We start from the raw sequence: 19,594 nt of genomic DNA on the forward strand, positions 1-19,594 counted from the left end.
TATGAAAAAAAATATCATCTATACTGCTTTCGTTTTTGTTATTCTTATGAGCTGTGGAAAGAAGGAGGCCAACACAGAATCGGAAAGCGAAATCAAAACTGAGCAGGCAGAAGAACACGGTGATGAGGTTCCACAGACCATAGCAAGCCTGTCTGAAGAACAGATTAAAGCGGTTGGCATCAATCTAGGAAAGATTGAGATGAAGGAATTGACTTCTACCATCAAAGCCAATGGAGCACTTAGAGTTCCGAACAATAATAAAGCGACCGTCACATCAATGTATGGTGGGATTATTAAAACTTTGAATGTACAGATCGGGGATTTTGTAAGAAGAGGACAGGTAATTGCCTCCATTTCAAATCCGGAATACATTCAGTTGCAAGAGCAATACCTGACCGTGAAAAGCAGGATTGCATTTGCAGAACAGGAATACAGGAGACAAAAGGAATTATTTGATAATGATGCCGGCGCAAAGAAGAACCTTCAGAGTTCAGATGCTGAGCTGAAAACCCTGAGAACACAAAGATCATCTTTGCAGAGACAGCTTCAAATTATGGGCATCAATCCCGCAAATGTCAATAATGGAAATTTGCGATCCGGTTTAGTGATCACGTCACCAATCAGTGGAACGATAAGTACTATTTCTGCACAAATTGGAAGTTACGTTGACATCTCATCGCCCGTTGCGGAAATTATAGATAATGGTTCCCTGCATCTTGATTTGCAGGTTTTTGAAAAGGATCTGCCAAAAATGAAAGTGGGACAAATCGTTCATTTTAAATTAACAAATAATCCTGAAACCGAGTACGATGCCAAAATCTACAGCATTGGTTCATCCTTTGAAAACGACAGCAAAACAATCTCAGTACACTGTTCTGTAACGGGAAACAAATCAGGATTGATCGACGGAATGAATATCACAGGAATCGTAAGTCTCGATAAAAGTACCACGCCTGCGGTTCCCAATGAAGCTATTGTAGAAGCGGACAGCAAATATTTCATTTTTATCAAAACAGATAAAAAGGCTGAAGAGCATCAAGAAGAGGGAGAAGATGAACATTTAAATGAAAAGAAAATATCTAACAAAGAAGAAAAAATGACTAATTTCGAAAAGATAGAAGTTGTGAAAGGTTCTTCTGATATGGGTTACACGGCGATTACAGCTGTCAATGAAATTCCGGCAAATGCTGAAATAGTAGTAAAAGGCGCATTTTTTGTCAATGCTAAACTGAGTAATTCAGGTGAACACGAAGATTAAATTTTTAAAATAACTGTAATGGAACACAAACATATTTACGACGAGGAAGGAAACCAGCTTTGTTGTACAGCGCAGGAAGGCAAAATTTACAAAGACGCAGGTGCCAAAAAATTGCTTAATAACGATAGCTGCTGCTCTACAGAGAATAATAAATCTGAAACGCACAGTGACGATGATGGACACGACCATAACGATGGTGAGAAAAATACATTTCAAATGTTTTTACCAGCAATTGTTTCTCTGGTTATACTTTTGATAGGGATCGTACTGGATAACTTTTTTCCGCAGGAGTGGTTTAAAGGCTGGGTACGGATCGTATGGTATGCGGTGGCTTATTTGCCTGTGGGTCTACCCGTTCTAAAAGAAGCGTATGAAAGCATTGCCAAAGGTGACGTTTTTTCGGAATTTTTTCTAATGGGCATTGCTACTATAGGCGCATTTGCAATCGGAGAATATCCAGAAGGGGTTGCTGTTATGTTATTCTACAGTGTAGGAGAGGTTTTCCAGACACTTGCTGTTTCGAGAGCAAAGAATAATATCAAAGCATTGTTGGATCAGCGTCCTGATGAAGTGACCATTCTGGAAGGTAACCAACCAAAGACCATCCCTGCTAAACAGGCGAAAATTGGGGATATTGTACAGCTAAAATCAGGAGAGAAGCTGGCTCTGGACGGAGAGTTGGTAAGTGAATCCGCATCGTTCAATACTGCTGCATTAACGGGTGAGAGTAAGCCTGATACCAAAAACAAAGGTGAGAGCGTGCTTGCCGGAATGATCAATCTACAGACTATTGCTCAGGTAAAAGTGACAACTGCTTACGAAAACAGTAAGTTGAGCAAAATTCTGGAATTGGTACAAAATGCGACGACTCAGAAGGCACCTACCGAACTTTTTATCCGAAAATTCGCAAGGATTTATACACCCATTGTCGTTGGACTCGCAGTACTGATATGCCTACTACCATATCTGTTCTTGGAAAATTATGTTTTCCGTGACTGGCTTTACAGAGCATTAGTGTTCTTAGTTATCTCTTGTCCTTGCGCTTTGGTTATTAGCATTCCTCTAGGTTATTTCGGCGGAATTGGCGCAGCTTCAAAGAACGGTATACTGTTTAAAGGAAGTAATTTTTTAGACATTATCGCCAATATTAAAAATGTGGTAATGGACAAGACCGGAACAATGACCGAGGGCGTCTTTAAAGTTCAGGAAGTTACTTTAAAATCTGAATTTAATAAAGATGAAATTCTGAAGATGGTAAATGCTTTAGAAAGCAAAAGTACCCATCCGGTCGCTACGGCAATCCATCAATATGTCGGCGAAATCGACCATTCTATACAATTAGAAAATACAGAAGAAATTGCTGGGCACGGATTGAAAGCCAGTATCAACGGAAAAGATTTGCTTGTGGGAAATTTTAAATTGATGGATAAATTCAATATCAAATATGATCTTGACCCTAAGCAGATCGTTTATACAATAATTGCAATCGCATATGACGGAAAATTTGCAGGCTACATTACTATTGCAGACAGTATAAAAGCCGATGCACAGCTGAGCATTGATAAACTTAAAGCCTTGGGTGTAAAAACAACGATGTTAAGCGGAGACAAGAGCACTGTTGTACAATTTGTTGCAGATCAACTGGGAATAACTAACGCCTTTGGCGACTTGCTACCGGAAGATAAAGTCAACAAAGTTAAAGAGATCAAATCACACAACGAAACAGTTGCCTTTGTTGGAGACGGCGTCAATGACGCTCCGGTTGTTGCCCTGAGCGACGTAGGTATTGCAATGGGCGGATTAGGAAGTGATGCAACCATTGAGACCGCAGATGTAGTCATTCAAGACGATAAGCCAAGCAAAATACCGATGGCAATCAATATTGGAAAGCAAACCCGGAAGATTGTTTGGCAAAATATTTTTCTTGCTTTTGCTGTGAAAGCTATTGTATTGGTTTTGGGAGCTGGTGGATTAGCCACAATGTGGGAAGCAGTTTTTGCAGACGTAGGCGTTGCTTTATTAGCTATATTAAATGCTGTCAGAATCCAGAGGATGAAATTTTAGTAAATATTTTCTTCGAAATTATATCCAGAGAGATTAGATGTAACTGCGAGTAAATTGTAAGTTGCAGAAATATTTTTTTACAGGCAAAAAGGACGTTAGGTTAAAACTAACGTCCTTTCGCTTTAAGTATAAATCATTGATAGTGCAATCCTTTATTTAATTTGCTTAACTATATTATTTCTATTAGTTCCATACTTCCAAAATTTAAGTAGTTTATTGTTTAATAAAGAATTATTAAATTACTCTTATAAAGGAAGAATTTTTAACCAACATTTTTTACATTGTTCTTATCTTGAGCGAATATTCCAGATTAATCTTTTTTATTCTTTTTTAATCTTCTTAAGTTTCCAAACTAATCCAGATTATTCTTATTTAGCCAAAACCCTTTGAATACTATTGTTTTAGAAGGTTTTAACGCCCAATTTTGTCACAGAATTTTTAATCAAAATACTAATGAAAAAATTGAGTCATCTTCTACTGGCATTAATAGTAGTATCAATCCAAGGTCAGGTCGGCATCAATACCCAAAATCCAGAGGCGACTTTAGAAGTGGTAGGAAAACCAAATGATGTCAATCATTATGACGGAATTATTCCTCCACGAATTACAGGAAACCAACTCGCTGCAAAGACATATTCATCTACAAAAAAAGGAACTGTCGTCTTTGTTACATCTCCGGCTACCAATTTATCAGGACAGGTCATTCAAATAACTGAACCCGGATTATATTATTTTGATGGCAATTTGTGGCAAACATTTTCAAAAGAAAAGCAACCCACTGAATATAGAATTCTATTGACATTTGATCATACCAGCACTGCGACTCTTAGTGCAACTTCTACCTGGTCCGCTCCGGTTAATTATAATGGAAATACAAATAATCATTTAACCGCTTCTAAATACTATACCATTGGGACAAAAAATTATGGAGGCTTAAAAGGATCCGTATCATTCAGAAAAGTTAATGGTATCGTCAATGTAAAATTTCAAATATTCAGGTCGACTGATTCAGAACCAATTACTTCAGACGCACTTATAAATATTCCGGATATCTTTAGTGACATAGGGTATATTCCTAACCAGATTGTTTTTTTACATCCTGAGAATTCAACAATGCTTATTCCTGCCTTGCTTGAAAATTTTACCATAAAAATTCCTCAAGCTTCTTTAGGCGCAATATCAACATCATATTATACTTATGGAGAAGTTCAGGGCTACTCAAATTGGATCAGACCCTATCTACAATAGGATGCTAAAATTATAGCAATTAATACAAATTATACACAATTAATACGATTCTTAAGACCAAATGAATTTTAATAAAAAATAGAATGAAAACATTAATTTATTTTTTTCTGCCTTTCATAGCAATAACAATACAGGGACAGATTGGAATTAACACCCAGACGCCGGAGGCGACTTTAGAAGTTGTAGGGAAACCAAATGACACCAATCATTATGACGGGATTATTCCTCCACGGATTACAGGAAACCAACTCGCAGCAAAAACATATTCATCTACGAAAAAAGGAGCTGTCGTGTTTGTAACATCTCCAGCTACTAATTTATCCGGTCAGGTCATTCATATCACAAAGTCCGGATTGTATTATTTTGACGGTGATCTATGGAAGTCATTTATACAAGAAGACCCACTAAATACAGTTGCACTCAAGGGCAACACTTCTACGGTTGAACTTATTGTCAAGAACAGTCTGCATCTTAATTTTGATGAGAAAGAAAATTACATACTGGGCATTTCCAGAAGTCCAATCACCGGTGACTACAATTCTATTTTTGCCACCGATTCTAATATAACGTCAGGAAAAGGAAATTCAGCCAGTGCTTACGCAATGTCTCAAGGCGAAATTACTGGCAAGCTCAATTATGGCGCGGGAGTTTCGGCATTGAATGGTATTTCAAACGGTGTGATTTCAGGAAGTAGAAATATTGGAATTGGTCCAGGAGCTATGTCCTACATTACTTCAGGAAATGATAACATATCGATTGGCTATCTGTCAGGAACAGGAAACAGAACAGGATCTAACAATATTTTCATTGGTATTGGCGCTGGTAGCCCGGCCACCGGAAACAGAAGCGTAAGTAATAAACTAGCTATACATTCAACCCCCGTCACAACAAGTTCAACCAGCTTTTGGGATAGTATCACGAACAATTATACGGATTACAAATTTGCTTTGATTTCGGGGGATTTTTCTGAAAGATGGTTAAATATCAATGGCAAGCTCAGCGTAACACCTTCCCAAATGCCCAATGCAGACGGAGATTTATCCTATACAAAAAAAGTGGTTGCCAAAGCTAATGGATCATTTGGTTTCGCAACAGAAACGGTTCCTAACCCTCCGTCTACCGGAACATATATTCTGAAAAGTGTTAACGGCGTAACAAGTTGGGTAACGCCATAATCATAAAACTATGAAAATTTTTTTTAAATCTTTATCGCTAATAATTATCGTTTCGCTAACATCTTGTAGAGCTATTATTTCGAATCCGGGCAAACCATTAAAAGATAATTCTCTAGAAATAAATCAGAAATATGAAGTTCAGGATTTCACTGCAAAAATCCACAAAATAAAAATCACATTAATTGATAATAAAAGTATTTATGGCATTTCCAAAAAAGGAGAGACTATCTCAATCGATAAAAAACAAATCAGGGAAGTGAAAAAAGTAAAGGTCGTGAGTTCTATCGTTGTAGGCATTATGGCAATTGCAACGGTCATCCTTGTTCCAATATAGAAAACAACATTTAGAAAATCAAATTTGAATTTGAAAGATGAATACTGATGAAGCAAAAGATGAGGTGATTTTGATCAGGATCAAGGGTCAAAAAAAGAAAGACTGGAAAAATCTTTGTTCCAAAAAGCAAATTTCTCTGACAAGCTTAATCATCGACTCTGTTGAGAACAGGATTTTAAATGATGAGAGGAGAAAAATATTGGCGTTCATTGAAAAACAGGATAACATTTTCGGGAAAATTGAAACCAACATCAATCAGGTAGCAAAAATAGCAAATGGTCAAAAGTTCATCAGCGAAAAAGAGCTCAGAAATTTTTCGGATAAGTTAGCAGAGATCTTAATTCTGAAAAAAGAACAGAACGAAATATTTATGAAAATCTATGCAAAGCTATCAAAATGATTGTTAAGATCATGGATCCGGCAGGTCCGAGTTTTCCAGGAGTTCATTATAACGATAAGAAAATTGATAATGGAACCGGAGAATTAAAGCTGATGAAAAATTTTCCTTCCTTCATTAACGAATCAAGCAGCAAGGAAGAAGTAAGAAACTATTTGAGAGCTATTTCGATTGGGAACAAAAAAGTGCAGAAACCTCAATTTCACGCAATGATCTCTACGAAATTTCAAGGACATTCGAAAGAAGAGCTGACTAAGATCGCGGCGAATTTTATGGATGAAATGAAATATGGCGAACAGCCTTTCATTGTGGTGTTTCATAAGGATACAGATAATAATCACGTACACATAGTTTCTACCCGAGTTGATAAACAGACAGGGAAAAAGATCAATGACAGTTATGAAAGGCTTAAAGCCCAAAAAGCATTAAGCGTTACAATGGAAAAATTGTATGGTCAGAAACCGGAAGAAGAACTGGAAAAACTGCTGAACTACAAAATAAGTTCGCTTAATCAGTTGGAAACTCTACTCAATAGAAATGGATATAAGATAGGCAAAAACACAAATGATGAAAATTCTTTTAAAATTTTAAAAAACGGGGTAATACAGCAAACACTTTCAGGAAGTCAGATTGTTTTTGATAACAGCAAAAATGATAAAAGGGCAAAGCAGATCAAAGGTATATTAAGCAAATACAAAGAATTGTATTCCACCAAGGTTTTTAAAGTAGAAGATGATAGGCAACTGAAATCGATGCTCCCAAAAGAAAAATTAGAAGAAAATGATTTAAAAGTAAAAATCACTTTTGAAAGTGAACTTCAAAAAAAGTTGAGAGATGTTTTCGGGATCGATATGGTTTTTCATCATAAAGAAAAAAATCCTTTTGGCTACACTGTAATCGACCATAAAACACAAAAAGTATATAAAGGTAGTGATCTACTGAAAATGAATGAAGTATTTGAATTTACTTCTGAAAAGCTGGATAAGAAGACTTTTGAAATCCTGAAGGATTATAATATTCGCAGCCAGGAAACAAAAAAGATCCTGCTTGAATTTTTTAAGAAGAATAATCCGGAAGCAGAAATCAAGGACTTTATGCTTTTTGAAAACCGGGGTAAAAAAGATCTGGAAACCTATCGAAAAGTCCAGTTTGAAGTAAAGGACTTTATTAGAAATAACAAAAACACAAATGATGAAAAAAAAGATATTTCTATAACGACTGCTGAAGACGGAAAGCTGTATGCTGTTCATACCAAGTTCCATTACGTGGGTGAACTTCAGCCATTAATCGGAGAAAAGGAATATCAAAAATTTCTGAATCCCATAAGCGTAAATGAAGTGCAAACAGAAAACCGGACTGAAAATAATGAAAAAACAGAATTAAACAAAGCCGTCAACGAACTTCTTTTTGAGTTGATGAAAAGTTCGGGAACTGCAAAAGACCCTGCCGAAAATGAACTCAAAAAAAGACGAAAAAAGAGACGATAAAGTTGATGGAAAAATCGTCTTCAGTCCAGTAAAAATCAACTAAAACCTATGATCATCACATTTGCTACCCAAAAAGGAGGAACCGGAAAAACGACATTAGCCATAGCTTTTGCCAATTACATTACCGCTATTTCAGAAAGGAAAATCAATGTTTTCGATTTTGATTATCAGAAATCATTTTACTACAAATGGAAAGATGATGAGCTATTGGACATTCCAAAATTGTACGATGTAGAAATTATTGGCGAGGAAGAAGAGCAGCCTTTTTCAGACTTTGAAACTCTCATTAATTTAAAAGAAAGCGATGAGATTAACCTCTTTGATTTGGCCGGAACGCTCGATGCAAAATACAGTGATTTGCTCATATACAGTGATTTTATCGTAACACCTTTTGAGTATTCCGATGTTTCTGTAAAATCGACTTTGGTCTTTATCAATATGCTGGGACTATTGGAAAGTGAGGCTGAAAGAGTATTTATCCGTTCCAAATATGATAAAGGCTACAAGTATCTGAATCAGGAAGCAATGGACATTGAGCTCGCAAAATATGGAATGCTGCTGCCAAGTCCGGTATTCAAAAGAAACTGCCTACAAACTATTAATACCAGAAGCCTGATAAGCAAACAAAAATATGCAGTAGAACATACATTCGATGAACTTATAAAATACATCAATGAAACCTCAAAAATCAAAATACAAGTGATTAAAAAGAAGGAAAAAATAAAAGATTCAATACCAACATAAAACAACGATCGACTGACAACTAAATCAATAAAAAATGATAAAAATCTCACTTACCATTCTGGCTGTTTATCTGATGTATTATGCAGGTAATATCTTATACGATCTGTTTCTGAAAAAAGAAAGAGAAACCTATAAAGAAGAGACGGAGGAATTTTCTTTGTCCGAAATTTCCGAACAGTACGAAGATCTTACTGCAACTATAGGGATTGAAGATGTAGAAAATCTCAACACTCCCAAGTCCTTTAATAAAAATGTAATCCATTCTGATATCACTGAAGGAAATGAAGAACGACAAGATCTGGAGTATTTAAGAAAACAATTTGAATCTGAACAAGATCTGGATGAATTCGATAATCCATCAAAAAAGGATTTTACCGAAATTGAAAACCAATCACATCCTGAAAATGCTGAATCAAGCGAAGAGTATTTTGAACAAAAGGAAAAAATATCAACCGAAAAGGAAAATCAGAAACCTAATGAAGTGATTAGCGAAAACCCGATCACGGTTAGTGCAGACCAGAAAACTTCCAGAATTAAAGATTGGAAGGCGATGCTGAATCTTTCTGAAACCCTGGTTCAATTGGTTGCAAATCACGATGGATATAAGGTTTATCAATCCATTATGTAGTTAGTCAACTTAAACAAAATCTAACGTACTGATTATTAGACTTAACAGCGGATTTCCATCCGTTGTCCGGGACTTCTATGCCCAAAATTTAACACTCAATTGATTATTAACCCTTTATAAATTTTTTGAATTATGATGAAAAATTTTTTCACAAAAAACGTGACAACAAAGAAAGTTCTAACCCTAGCCTTGGCAATTATGGCGATAACTCCAGCATTTGCACAAGGTGGTGCAACCGCTATTTCAAATGCCGCAAGTGATATCACTGATTATTGGGATCCGGTCAAGCTGATTTTGAAAGCAGTAGGAGGATTGGTCGGTTTTATCGGAGGTCTCCGAGTGTATAATAAATGGACGAATGGTGACCAGGACGTCAACAAAGAGATCCTTGGTTATGGGGGAGCAATGATCTTCTTGATTGTAGTTCCGGAATTCGTAACAGCATTCTTTGCCTAATATGGGATTCTACCTTTATAAGGGGCTGAAAAAGCCCCTTATATTCTTCGGACTCAAAGGGAAATATATCTTTTACGCAGTTGGTGTCATCGGAGGCGGGGTCATTTCAGCATTGGTACTCTCGAAGTTCGGTCTCTTAGGCTCTTTACTTGGTCTTGCAGTCACCGCAGGCGGAGTTTATCTCATCTTCAGAAGACAGGACAAATATGGTTTGTATGACAAAACCAAAAACTTCGATCACATCTTAATTTTTCCCAAAAGGTTAGACAGTAATAAACTTTTAAAGAATGGCAACAACAAAAAAACAGGCATTTAGCATTCCTTTTATCGGATATGATCTTGGAAAGGATTTCAATTGGGATTTTGATGTACTTTTCGGACAATACGGAAACCCTATTATCGGGATCAAGATAAAAAACATTGTCGAGCAATATTCGGCAGATCCTGACAGCTATCTCACTTTCCACACGGTTTTAAATCAGGTGGTATCAATCATTGGAGAAGGAAGAATTGTTCAGAAGCTCGATATTTTTTCAAAAAAGAAATATTCAGCCGAACAATCCAACCAATTTCTACAACAAAAATATTCGGAACATTTTGACGGCAGACTTTTCAAAACCATTGAAACGGTTCTGTTCTTTACCGATATTATTGATGACAAGCTGAAAAAGAAAAATAAGCATTACAATTTCTCTGAAAAAAGCTATAAAGAACTACGGGACAAATGTCAGAAAGTATTGATGCTTTTGAAGCAGAATGACTGTGAACCGCAGTTTTTGTTTGAGAAAGATTTTGAATATTATATATCAGGTGTTTTGTCGATGCAATTTTCCGATTCTCCCATATTTGATAATATCAAAAGCACCAACGAATTTTTGCAGATCGGAAACAGGTTTGTAAAAAATATTTCCTACGTGGATGTAGAAAATATTGATCTTCCTTCAGAAATTGAGCCTTACTCTGTTCTCGGCGGTAACGGTGCAGCAGCAGAAACAGCAGTTGATAATTTTAGTTTTATCAATGAACTAGAAGATTATGAGACCATTGTCTACAATCAGATCATTACGATTCCGCTTCAGGCACAACAGCAGAGGGAACTCGACAAAAAAAAGAAAAAGCACGAAGGAGCAGCCAACAATTCTCCGTCCAACGCCATTATAGCAGATGAAATCCAGACCCTGCTTCATAACATAGCCATTGACGGACAGCTCGTTGTCAATGCTCATTTTTCAATCCTTTTTTCAGCACAGACACTGGAGAAAATGGAAAATATTCAGTCAATGATTGAAAACAAGCTTTTTACGAAAGGAATCATTGTTTCTAAAAACGCTTATAACCAATTGGAACTCTTTCGGTCAGCTATTCCGGGCAATGGAACAGAACTTAGGGAGTATGATTTATTTATGACGACAAGCGAAGCGGCCTTGTGTTTTTTTTTTAAGGAAAGTTACCCCGTCAATGAAGAGTCCAATTTCTACCTGAGATTCACCGACAGACAAGGTGTTCCGCTAAAAGTTGACCCATCGGATCTACCGATGAAAACAGGAAGAATAAACAACAGGAACAAGTTTGTATTAGGACCGTCAGGTTCGGGGAAATCATTCCTGATGAACAATATTATTGAGCAGTATTTGACCTACAATTATGACGTGGTCATTGTTGATACAGGAGATTCGTATTCGGGAACGTGCAAATATAAGGGAGGCAGATACATCCAATACACTGAAGAAAAACCAATCACGATGAATCCTTTTCTTATGGATCAAAAAGAATTTAATATCGAAAAAATAGAATTTTTAACCAACCTGATCTTCTTGATTTGGCAAGGTCCGGATTCTTCAATGTCTTCCGCACAAAAATCCATTTTAGACAATGTGTTGATGTCGTTTTACCACGGGTATTTCAATGCTGGAACTCGATGGTATGAAAATAAAACTTCAGAAGAACTGATTCTATATCTCGGAAAATACAACATTCACGAAGATGATCTATTCACGGAATATGAGAATGAAGCAAAAGGACAGCATACTTACTATGACATTTTGGGAATTACTTTCGATGCCAGTTCCGATGAAATAAAGGAAGCGGGAAGAAAATTATTGAAATTCTATCATCCTGATAAGAACATCAATAACCCGGAATATGAAAGCGAAAATTTCTATAAAGTGTATGAAGCGTATGACACGCTGAACGATGAAGAAAGAAGGAAAATATACAATGAAACGCAGTTGATTTTAATCAAGTCGAATGACATCATCAGGCAACCCCGATCAGCAGAAGAATGGAATGAATCCTTTAGAAAAGCCATCATCAGGAAAATAAAAGAACTGGAAGAAAAGCTGGTTGTAACAGAACTTTCGTTCAATGGGTTTTATGATTATTGCGATCAATTTCTTCCTATTTACCTGAATAATAAAAAACATAATATTATAGAGAAAGAGTTTAATCTGCGCACCTTTTTATTTGTACTGAAAGATTTTTACAAAGGCGGAAGGTACGGAACAACGCTCAATGAAAGTGCAGATAATACGCTGTTCGATGAATCTTTCATCGTTTTTGAAATTGATAATGTAAAAGATAATCCCAAGCTCTTTCCGATAGTAACGCTCATTATTATGGACACTTTCATTCAGAAAATGAGACTCAGAAAAGACCGCAGAAAAGCCTTAATAATCGAAGAAGCATGGAAGGCCATTGCTAGTAAATTGATGGGTGGATACATTCTTTATTTATATAAAACGGTGAGGAAATTTTGGGGAGAAGCGGTGGTGGTAACGCAGGAACTGGATGACATTATTGGAAATGCAGTGGTTAAAGATTCCATCATCAATAATTCGGATACATTTATTTTGCTTGACCAGACGAAGTTCAAAGACAACTTTGATAAAATCGCTTCATTGCTATCGCTCAATAAAGTAGAGCAAAACAAGATTTTTACCATCAACAATCTCAACAACAAATTCGGGAGAAGCCGATTCAAAGAATTTTACTTAAAAAGAGGTTCAAAAGGAGAGGTCTATGGAAATGAAGTTTCGCTTGAACAATATCTCACCTACACTACAGAAAAACCGGAAAAATCGGCAGTTGAATATTATGTGCACCAATACGGAGACTATGATGAAGCATTGCGCAGAATAGTTGGTGATTTAAAAACCTTCGGAGACAGTCTGGAAAACTTAGTGTCACTCGTGAATTTATACCAAAATCCTTTAGATCAAAAAATCAATTCCTTTTATAGAATGATGAAAAAAGAGAACAAAGGAAAGAATGTTTTTAAAATCATTTCACAGCAACTGGAAGACCGTAATATCAGTTTTTCAGAATTAATCAGTAAACAAAATTACGCTTATGAAAACGTTTAAACCTATAAATTTCCCAAGAGGATTTCGTCACGTTTCATCTCTGGCGAACCATATTATATTGAAGGTTTTTCTACTAATTTTCTCCCTCTGGGGGACAATGGGATTCGCCCAAAACACCTACATCGACCCTACGGTAACAGCGGCAATGATTCTTTATTCTGAAAATCTAAAAGCCAAGCAGAACGAAGTCATTGAGGAAACTTCAAAATTAAAGGACGCACAGACCTGGGTGGGAACACAGATGGTAGCGGCTAATGACATTCAGAATAAAATTCTGAAGGGTTTAAAAGAGGTTTCCGGCACTTTACAAAATGGAATCCAAGCACAGGAAATCTACTCTGAGCTCAATAAATGTTATGCTTATTCATCACAAGTGGTACAACTAGCATCAGAACATCCTGAGTATGCCATTTTTGGGGTGAAAGCTTCACAAAAAACGTATGAGCAAAGTCTAAAGATTGTTACCGACGTTTCTGATATTCTCGCTTCCGGAGAGCTGAATCTTGCAACAGCAGGAGACCGCTACAAAATTCTTCATAATATTTCCGGTAATGTGAAAAATCTGAAGCTTTGGCTTTTAGCAATCAAACTGCGATTAGAAAAAGCAAACCGATTGGGATTCTGGAATTCTATTAATCCATTTGCCGGATATATCAATACAGACAAAGCTATTGTTGAAAATATAATGAACCGGTATAAACGGAATTTTTAAATTTTTCTATGATGAAATCGAAAAATGAGATTCGCCGACCTTACGGTGGCAAAAATAAAATTGTTGTCAGTTTGCTTATTCCTCTAGTTTATTTGGTATTGAGATCCTCCGGTGGTGGGTCTACCCCTGCATGGCAACAGGAAAATGTTTCATTTCCGATGATGGATATAGAAATCAATGCCACGATGAAAGAACACGACAGGCAAAAAGAAATGCGACAAAAACAAATTGCGAATGCCACCGTAGAAACGGCCAACAGAAACCAATGGAACAATTTTAAAGAAAAAATCACCAAAGTTCAGGACAGATTGCGAATTGTTTCATTTGCCATTCAAGCGATACCCACCGGAATAGCAATGAGCAGGGAAATAACCAAAATAACAAACAATCAGACTGCTATTATCAATGAAATAAACGATGCTCCCTATTCCATTATCGCTGTTTTGCCTTCTCAGGTTCAGTTTGTTGATGATCTGCAAATGGTAACACGGCTGGTAACCGGGATCATTTTGTCTTACGGAGCCATCAACCAAATGGAAAAATCAGAACGTAAAGTATTATTAGACTATGCTTTGGGTGAAGTAAAGGCGATAAGCAGAAATTCTACCCATATGCTTTTAAAGATAAGGGATATTAAAGCCAAGGTAAAACGTAACAAAAGAGCCTTTCAATATTATGTCAACAGGGATAAGCAAGTAGTTGAAAGCATCATGGATAACATTAAATCTTTCTAAAATGAAAAAAATATTTTTTTCCGGAGTTTTTTTCTTCTCTGTTGCATCTGTAAAAAGCCAGCAAATAGTGATTAACGACAAACTTCTGTCACAGATCACCGTAAACCACGGTGTTCGATTAGGAAGCGAACAGGCTTTTCTGGATTCCTATGAAAAGCAAAAAGAATTGTATGATGATATCAACAATAAAATCACGCAGATCATTGCGATTCAGGAATACATCTATCAACAACTGAAAAATGTGAATTCAGCCTTGACCCAGAGCAAAAAACTCATTTATCTCTATCAATATTTGGGTAAAATAGTAACGAACTCCAATAAAATGCTGGATCTATCAGCACAGCATCCTGAATATTCGGTACTCATTTCAAAATATTATGTTGAAATCGGGAAGCAGACGACGAAACTTCAGCAGGAAGTTACGCAGGACATTCTAAATGAGGAAAAAGATTTTCTAATGGACGCAATGGATAGGGAAATGCTGATTGAAAAGATTTTTACAAGGGTCAGAAATATCAACGGAAATATTCTGTACATCAATTTACGATTAGAGAATGCCAAGAAAATCCCTTATCTGTATCAGGTTCCGGTGCTTCGTAATTACATCAATATAGACAAAGCCATTGTTGGCGACATCATCACCAAATACCATTACCTCTTTAATTAAAAAATTATGGAAAATCTACTAAAAAAAATCAGCCTATTTCAGTTCATCTTGATTACAGGCAGTGTGTTTGGACAAGTCAGCGTCAAGAGATTAAATGATCCTTCCATTGTTGCCCAGCATAAAAGAATGGTCTTTCAAGATTGGGGAGATTGGAGACCATATCCAAAATACTTTTTAGGAATCCAAACCAATTTTGCCTACGCAACGGTGTGGGGAATTTGGGCTCCAAAAATCAACAGGGATTATAAGGATGGGGAAGACATTCGTCCATTAAAACCGACAGGAGTTCAAAATCAAAGGTTTGCCCAGCTAAAGTTTCAAGAGGAAGAAGCAAAAAAGATAAAAGCAGCTTCAGATACCATTCATAAAAGGAGCGTTCAGGATTTTGCCCATTGGACGTCCGCTACTGTCGATGCCGATCCTCTTTGGCTATTGTATTACAAACGAATGCTAAAACCTATTACTGAATTTCCCGATACACCTCAAAATTTTATTGAGTGGCGACTGAAAGACCTGCAAACGTTTGAAACACTCAGCTCAACAGGAGCATTAAAAAGACTTCAGGAAGAACTGGATCTCATCAAAGAAAAATATTCAATGTCCAGAAGTATGGATATGCCAAGGGGAAAAAGGTTCATTATGTACCACGAAACCCTTATCAAATGGCGAAAATTTGTTCAGGAATTAAGGAAGCACAACAACAAGACAACACTTCTTACAGATTACAAGAATATTCTGAAAAACCATTCAAATTTTGCTTTGCCACCTGCGTGGACACCTTCATCAGACGGGCAGATTGTTCAAAATATGATGAATCATTATAAACACCGATTTTAAAAATGAATAAAACGATAACATTAACTTTTTGCTTATTAGCAATTCTTTTACCTGTAATGGGTTTCGCCCAGACAGACGGCGATTACAGTAATCTACTCCAATTTTTAAAAGGAGATGGCGCTTTTGAAAAATGGTTTATGGAGGTTTTTACCAAATTAGACAATAGTGTACAAGATAGCGCCGCCGGATCTGCTTTGGTAGGAAAAGCAATAGGCGGCTTAGGCGCTCTCATGTACCTTGGATATATGGGTTGGCAAATGGCGGCCGGAGATAGAGAATGGGAAATCACTCCAATGCTGAAACCAATTCTTATCGGATTTACGCTTGTTTATTGGAGTGGATTTGTCAGTATGATTCAAGCGCCATTTGAGGCCATTGCCGAACCCGGAATCTCAATTTTCAGCGAAATCGAATCGGAAGTCAATGATCTACGGGTTGAAAGATTTAAAAAACAGCAACAATTATTGGATGCTGTTATAAAACTGAAAGCGGAAGAAGATGCGAAGCAGGAAGTCATTGAGAATACCACTGAAGATGCTGATGATTCGTGGTTTGATATCAGTGAGGGATTGGATAAATTGATTCAGCCTATCAAAGAATGGTCAATACGAATGGAATTCCAAATGCAAAAATTAGTCGCAGAACTCATTGAGTTTTGTTGCCTTTCCATTCTTAGGATTTGTGTATATCTCATTTTCTTCATTCAAAAAATATGGTCTTACATTTTAATCATTTTAGGACCGATAGCTGTTGGAATGGCTCTTATTCCCGGATTTGAAAATTCATTATACAGTTGGGTCTCAAAATTCATCAACATTAATCTTTACACATTTGTTGCCTACACGATCATCAACATCGGTCAGCAATTGATCGCTTCCGGTTATACAATGGAGATCGAAAGGTATGATACCTTATTATCCAATGGAACCATTACCAACTTAGACGCTTTAATGGTCTATGTGAGTAATTCGGGAATGATTTATAACCAGCTCTTTACCTGTGTTGCCTATGTTGTAACAGGCATCGGAGTTTTAATGACCCCTACAATTGCAGACAGTATTGTTTCAGCCGGAGGGGCGGGAGCGATGACTAAAATGAAAAGTGCAGCAGGAAAAATGGCAAGCAGTGCAAAGACAGCAATATTGGCAGCTAAAACAGGTGGTGCATCTGTAGCAGCAGCCACAGCAAAAAATGCAGCAGCAGGTTCAGCATCGGGAAGAGTTCAAAGAGCGCTGAAAAATGGAAAATAACCTCAAAAAAATACCAAAACAAAATGCTTATCAAAAATATAGAACAAAGAATTAAAATCAACAAGGTCATTTCAATCTCAACCATTGTTTTTGCCGTTTTCATTGTCATTGCCGGATTTTTCTTTGCATACAGAATGATTGAGGATTCCAGAAAATCAATTTACATTTTAGACAATGGCGTTCCGGTTCTTGCCAAGCAAACGGACGTACTACTGAATCGACCTGTAGAATACAAAGCGCAAATAGAACTTTTCCACCGATTGTTTTTTACGCTCGCACCAGATGATACCTATATCAAAGATAATATTCAAAAGTCATTGTATCTCATAGATGACAGCGGAAAAAAAGAATATACCAACTTAAAAGAAAAAGGTTTTTACAATCAGATCATCGCCTCCAGTTCGATGGTAAGTATCCATACCGATTCAATTGCACTCAATATGGAACAGGAGAAATTCTCTTTTTTCGGGAAACAAATGATCACAAGAAAATCTTCCGTCATTACTAGGAAGCTGATTACCGAAGGATTTTTTGAAGACATCATCAGAAGTCCCAATAATCCTCACGGCGTGATCCTTAAAAACTGGCGGATCATCAATAACGAAGAACTATCCAATCAAAACAAAAACTCTTACTAAAAATGGAAACTACATTTAAAAAAAAAGGTCAGAAATGGCTGCAGTGGGCAGTTCAACATCCGAAGAAATTCTTCACGTATTCAATGATTCTACTGTCGGTTTCATTTATTGGGTCTCTTATTCAGGGCATATTTTTCCCTTCAGAAACAGCATTTAAAATAAGGCCTCCGGTTTTATACTCTAAAAACAAGACCACTCAAAATCTGACAGCAAACAATGATAAAGAAATGGAGAAAATCGTGACGGAATTGAAAACTTTAAAAATAAAAAGAGACCAAAACGCACTGAACAAAGAAGACAGCTTACGAATTGACTATCTGTTCAACCAATACCAAAAATTAAAAAATGGCCGGTAGCACCGGAGGCAATTTATATAAAAATTAAAAATAAATGAAAAAAATAAATTTTAAAGAAAAAAAATATGTTTTGCCACTATTGGCTTTACCATTTCTTTTTCTTTTCTGCTATGTAGGAGCGCAGTTTGTCAAAGAAGACACGTCTGAAAAAGAGAAACTAAAAGAATTGTCTATTTCACTGGGCGATACGCAAGATTCGATTATGACCAAAAATGATGCTTACGATGCGTTTTTCAAAAAAGAGGACAACCGAACAATGCTTGGTGGATTGGACAAAGAACAAGATAGTTTGTTAAACTATGATGACCAATTGTCATTGGCACAAAAAAGAAAAATTGATTCCTTAAAAGCAGAAAACGGAAGACAAAACAGATACCAGACGAAAGAAAATCAATCCTCGTATTACAAACCAAATCAATCACAAAGGGATGACAAAGACTACAACAGGTCTTCTGAGATTATAAAAATGCTGAATGACAAATCTTACGGAAAGCCAGAAAAAGATTATGCTTTAGAAAATCCGAAAACCAATACTCAAACTACCCAACCAGACCCTGTAAAATATCTGAAAGAACAAATGCTTGTGATGGATTCTTTAGAAAAGTCCCGTGATCCTGAGTACCAAAACAAACTTGCTGCAGAACAGAAACTCAAATCAAATAAGGATAAGATGGATGATTTTCTCAATTCAACTTTCAATGTGAGCAAATCCGGAATCAACAGTGGTTTCAATGCTTTCTATAAAGAGAAGGAAAATAGTTTTATCAAGGCGGTCATTGACGAAAATAACAAAGGGTTTTTAGGAAGCAGGATCAGGTTCCGCTTGTTGGAAGACATCTTTGTTGGAAACAAAAAAATAACAAAAGGTTCCATTTTATATGGTCAGATCTCAGGATTTTCAATGCAACGAGTTAATCTCAATATTGTTTCGGTCTTTACTAATGGAGAAATCTATCCGGTCAATCTATCTATTTATGATGTTGACGGTATGAAAGGATTGTACGTTCCACAAAGTGTTTTCAGAGATATGATGCGGGAAATGGGAAGTAACTCTGTACAAGGCACTCAGATGGATATGGGCGGAAAAGGATTCTTCTCAAGTATTGGATCCAGCCTGTTTACATCAACATCCAAATCTATTGCCAACCTGATCAAAGAGAACAAAGCAAAATTGAAGTACAATTCTTATGTCTTTCTCATCGACGAAAAACAATTGAAAGATTCACAAAACCAAAAAAAATAAAACA

At 36.5% G+C, this 19,594-nt stretch carries 20 protein-coding genes; all 20 read left to right on the forward strand.

Annotated features, from left to right (window positions below):
- Position 1: 1 nt before the first annotated feature.
- On the forward strand, positions 2–1,258 hold the full coding sequence (locus tag OPU68_RS08275) for an efflux RND transporter periplasmic adaptor subunit (RefSeq protein ID WP_027379089.1): 1,257 nt from the start codon (positions 2–4) through the stop codon (positions 1,256–1,258).
- An 18-nt stretch (positions 1,259–1,276) separates the two neighbouring features.
- Positions 1,277–3,322 (forward strand): heavy metal translocating P-type ATPase, encoded by a 2,046-nt coding sequence (locus tag OPU68_RS08280; RefSeq protein WP_498473539.1) that lies wholly within the window; start codon positions 1,277–1,279, stop codon positions 3,320–3,322.
- A gap of 462 nt (positions 3,323–3,784) precedes the next feature.
- The gene (locus OPU68_RS08285) at positions 3,785–4,570 is read left to right on the forward strand and encodes a phage tail-like protein (RefSeq protein ID WP_498473540.1); all 786 of its coding nucleotides are present in this window, start codon (positions 3,785–3,787) and stop codon (positions 4,568–4,570) included.
- Positions 4,571–4,653: 83 nt separating this feature from the next.
- On the forward strand, positions 4,654–5,745 hold the full coding sequence (locus OPU68_RS08290; protein WP_498473541.1) for a phage tail-like protein: 1,092 nt from the start codon (positions 4,654–4,656) through the stop codon (positions 5,743–5,745).
- A 10-nt stretch (positions 5,746–5,755) separates the two neighbouring features.
- On the forward strand, positions 5,756–6,079 hold the full coding sequence (locus tag OPU68_RS08295; protein ID WP_028122616.1) for a bacteriophage spanin2 family protein: 324 nt from the start codon (positions 5,756–5,758) through the stop codon (positions 6,077–6,079).
- A 37-nt stretch (positions 6,080–6,116) separates the two neighbouring features.
- A complete protein-coding gene (locus OPU68_RS08300) occupies positions 6,117–6,479 on the forward strand; it encodes a hypothetical protein (RefSeq protein WP_028122617.1) in 363 nt (120 codons plus the stop codon).
- A complete protein-coding gene (locus OPU68_RS08305; RefSeq protein WP_168638723.1) occupies positions 6,476–7,963 on the forward strand; it encodes a relaxase/mobilization nuclease domain-containing protein in 1,488 nt (495 codons plus the stop codon). Before OPU68_RS08300 ends, OPU68_RS08305 begins: the two co-directional genes overlap by 4 nt.
- Before the next feature lie 48 nt (positions 7,964–8,011).
- Positions 8,012–8,707 (forward strand): ParA family protein, encoded by a 696-nt coding sequence (locus OPU68_RS08310; protein WP_051259641.1) that lies wholly within the window; start codon positions 8,012–8,014, stop codon positions 8,705–8,707.
- A 34-nt stretch (positions 8,708–8,741) separates the two neighbouring features.
- Positions 8,742–9,335 (forward strand): hypothetical protein, encoded by a 594-nt coding sequence (locus tag OPU68_RS08315; RefSeq protein ID WP_123902439.1) that lies wholly within the window; start codon positions 8,742–8,744, stop codon positions 9,333–9,335.
- 135 nt (positions 9,336–9,470) lie between these two features.
- Complete coding sequence (locus OPU68_RS08320; RefSeq protein WP_371462110.1) at positions 9,471–9,791, forward strand: DUF4134 domain-containing protein; 321 nt, start codon at positions 9,471–9,473, stop codon at positions 9,789–9,791.
- A gap of 1 nt (position 9,792) precedes the next feature.
- Positions 9,793–10,107 carry a DUF4133 domain-containing protein gene (locus tag OPU68_RS08325; RefSeq protein WP_034975939.1) on the forward strand — a complete coding sequence of 105 codons (315 nt, stop codon included), beginning with the start codon at positions 9,793–9,795 and terminating at the stop codon, positions 10,105–10,107.
- Positions 10,079–13,153 (forward strand): TraG family conjugative transposon ATPase, encoded by a 3,075-nt coding sequence (locus tag OPU68_RS08330; protein WP_072410589.1) that lies wholly within the window; start codon positions 10,079–10,081, stop codon positions 13,151–13,153. Before OPU68_RS08325 ends, OPU68_RS08330 begins: the two co-directional genes overlap by 29 nt.
- Positions 13,140–13,865, forward strand: a complete 726-nt coding sequence (locus tag OPU68_RS08335; RefSeq protein ID WP_228400879.1) for a hypothetical protein — start codon at positions 13,140–13,142, stop codon at positions 13,863–13,865. Before OPU68_RS08330 ends, OPU68_RS08335 begins: the two co-directional genes overlap by 14 nt.
- 8 nt (positions 13,866–13,873) lie before the next feature.
- Entirely contained in the window at positions 13,874–14,599 is a 726-nt protein-coding gene (locus OPU68_RS08340) for a hypothetical protein (RefSeq protein WP_228400878.1), read from the forward strand.
- Position 14,600: 1 nt separating this feature from the next.
- Positions 14,601–15,266 carry a hypothetical protein gene (locus OPU68_RS08345; protein ID WP_072410593.1) on the forward strand — a complete coding sequence of 222 codons (666 nt, stop codon included), beginning with the start codon at positions 14,601–14,603 and terminating at the stop codon, positions 15,264–15,266.
- A gap of 6 nt (positions 15,267–15,272) precedes the next feature.
- Positions 15,273–16,103, forward strand: a complete 831-nt coding sequence (locus OPU68_RS08350) for a hypothetical protein (RefSeq protein ID WP_498473542.1) — start codon at positions 15,273–15,275, stop codon at positions 16,101–16,103.
- Positions 16,104–16,105: 2 nt separating this feature from the next.
- Positions 16,106–17,353, forward strand: a complete 1,248-nt coding sequence (locus tag OPU68_RS08355; RefSeq protein WP_028123316.1) for a TraJ family protein — start codon at positions 16,106–16,108, stop codon at positions 17,351–17,353.
- A gap of 23 nt (positions 17,354–17,376) precedes the next feature.
- Positions 17,377–17,991: a conjugative transposon protein TraK gene (gene traK, locus OPU68_RS08360; RefSeq protein WP_028123317.1), complete on the forward strand. Its 615-nt coding sequence runs from the start codon at positions 17,377–17,379 to the stop codon at positions 17,989–17,991.
- A 2-nt stretch (positions 17,992–17,993) separates the two neighbouring features.
- Positions 17,994–18,347, forward strand: coding sequence for a hypothetical protein (locus tag OPU68_RS08365; RefSeq protein ID WP_498473543.1), 354 nt, complete (start codon positions 17,994–17,996; stop codon positions 18,345–18,347).
- A 34-nt stretch (positions 18,348–18,381) separates the two neighbouring features.
- Positions 18,382–19,590 (forward strand): conjugative transposon protein TraM, encoded by a 1,209-nt coding sequence (gene traM, locus OPU68_RS08370; RefSeq protein ID WP_028123319.1) that lies wholly within the window; start codon positions 18,382–18,384, stop codon positions 19,588–19,590.
- The last annotated feature ends 4 nt before the right edge of the window (positions 19,591–19,594 follow it).

It is taken from the genome of Chryseobacterium sp. TB1-D10, assembly GCF_059803555.1.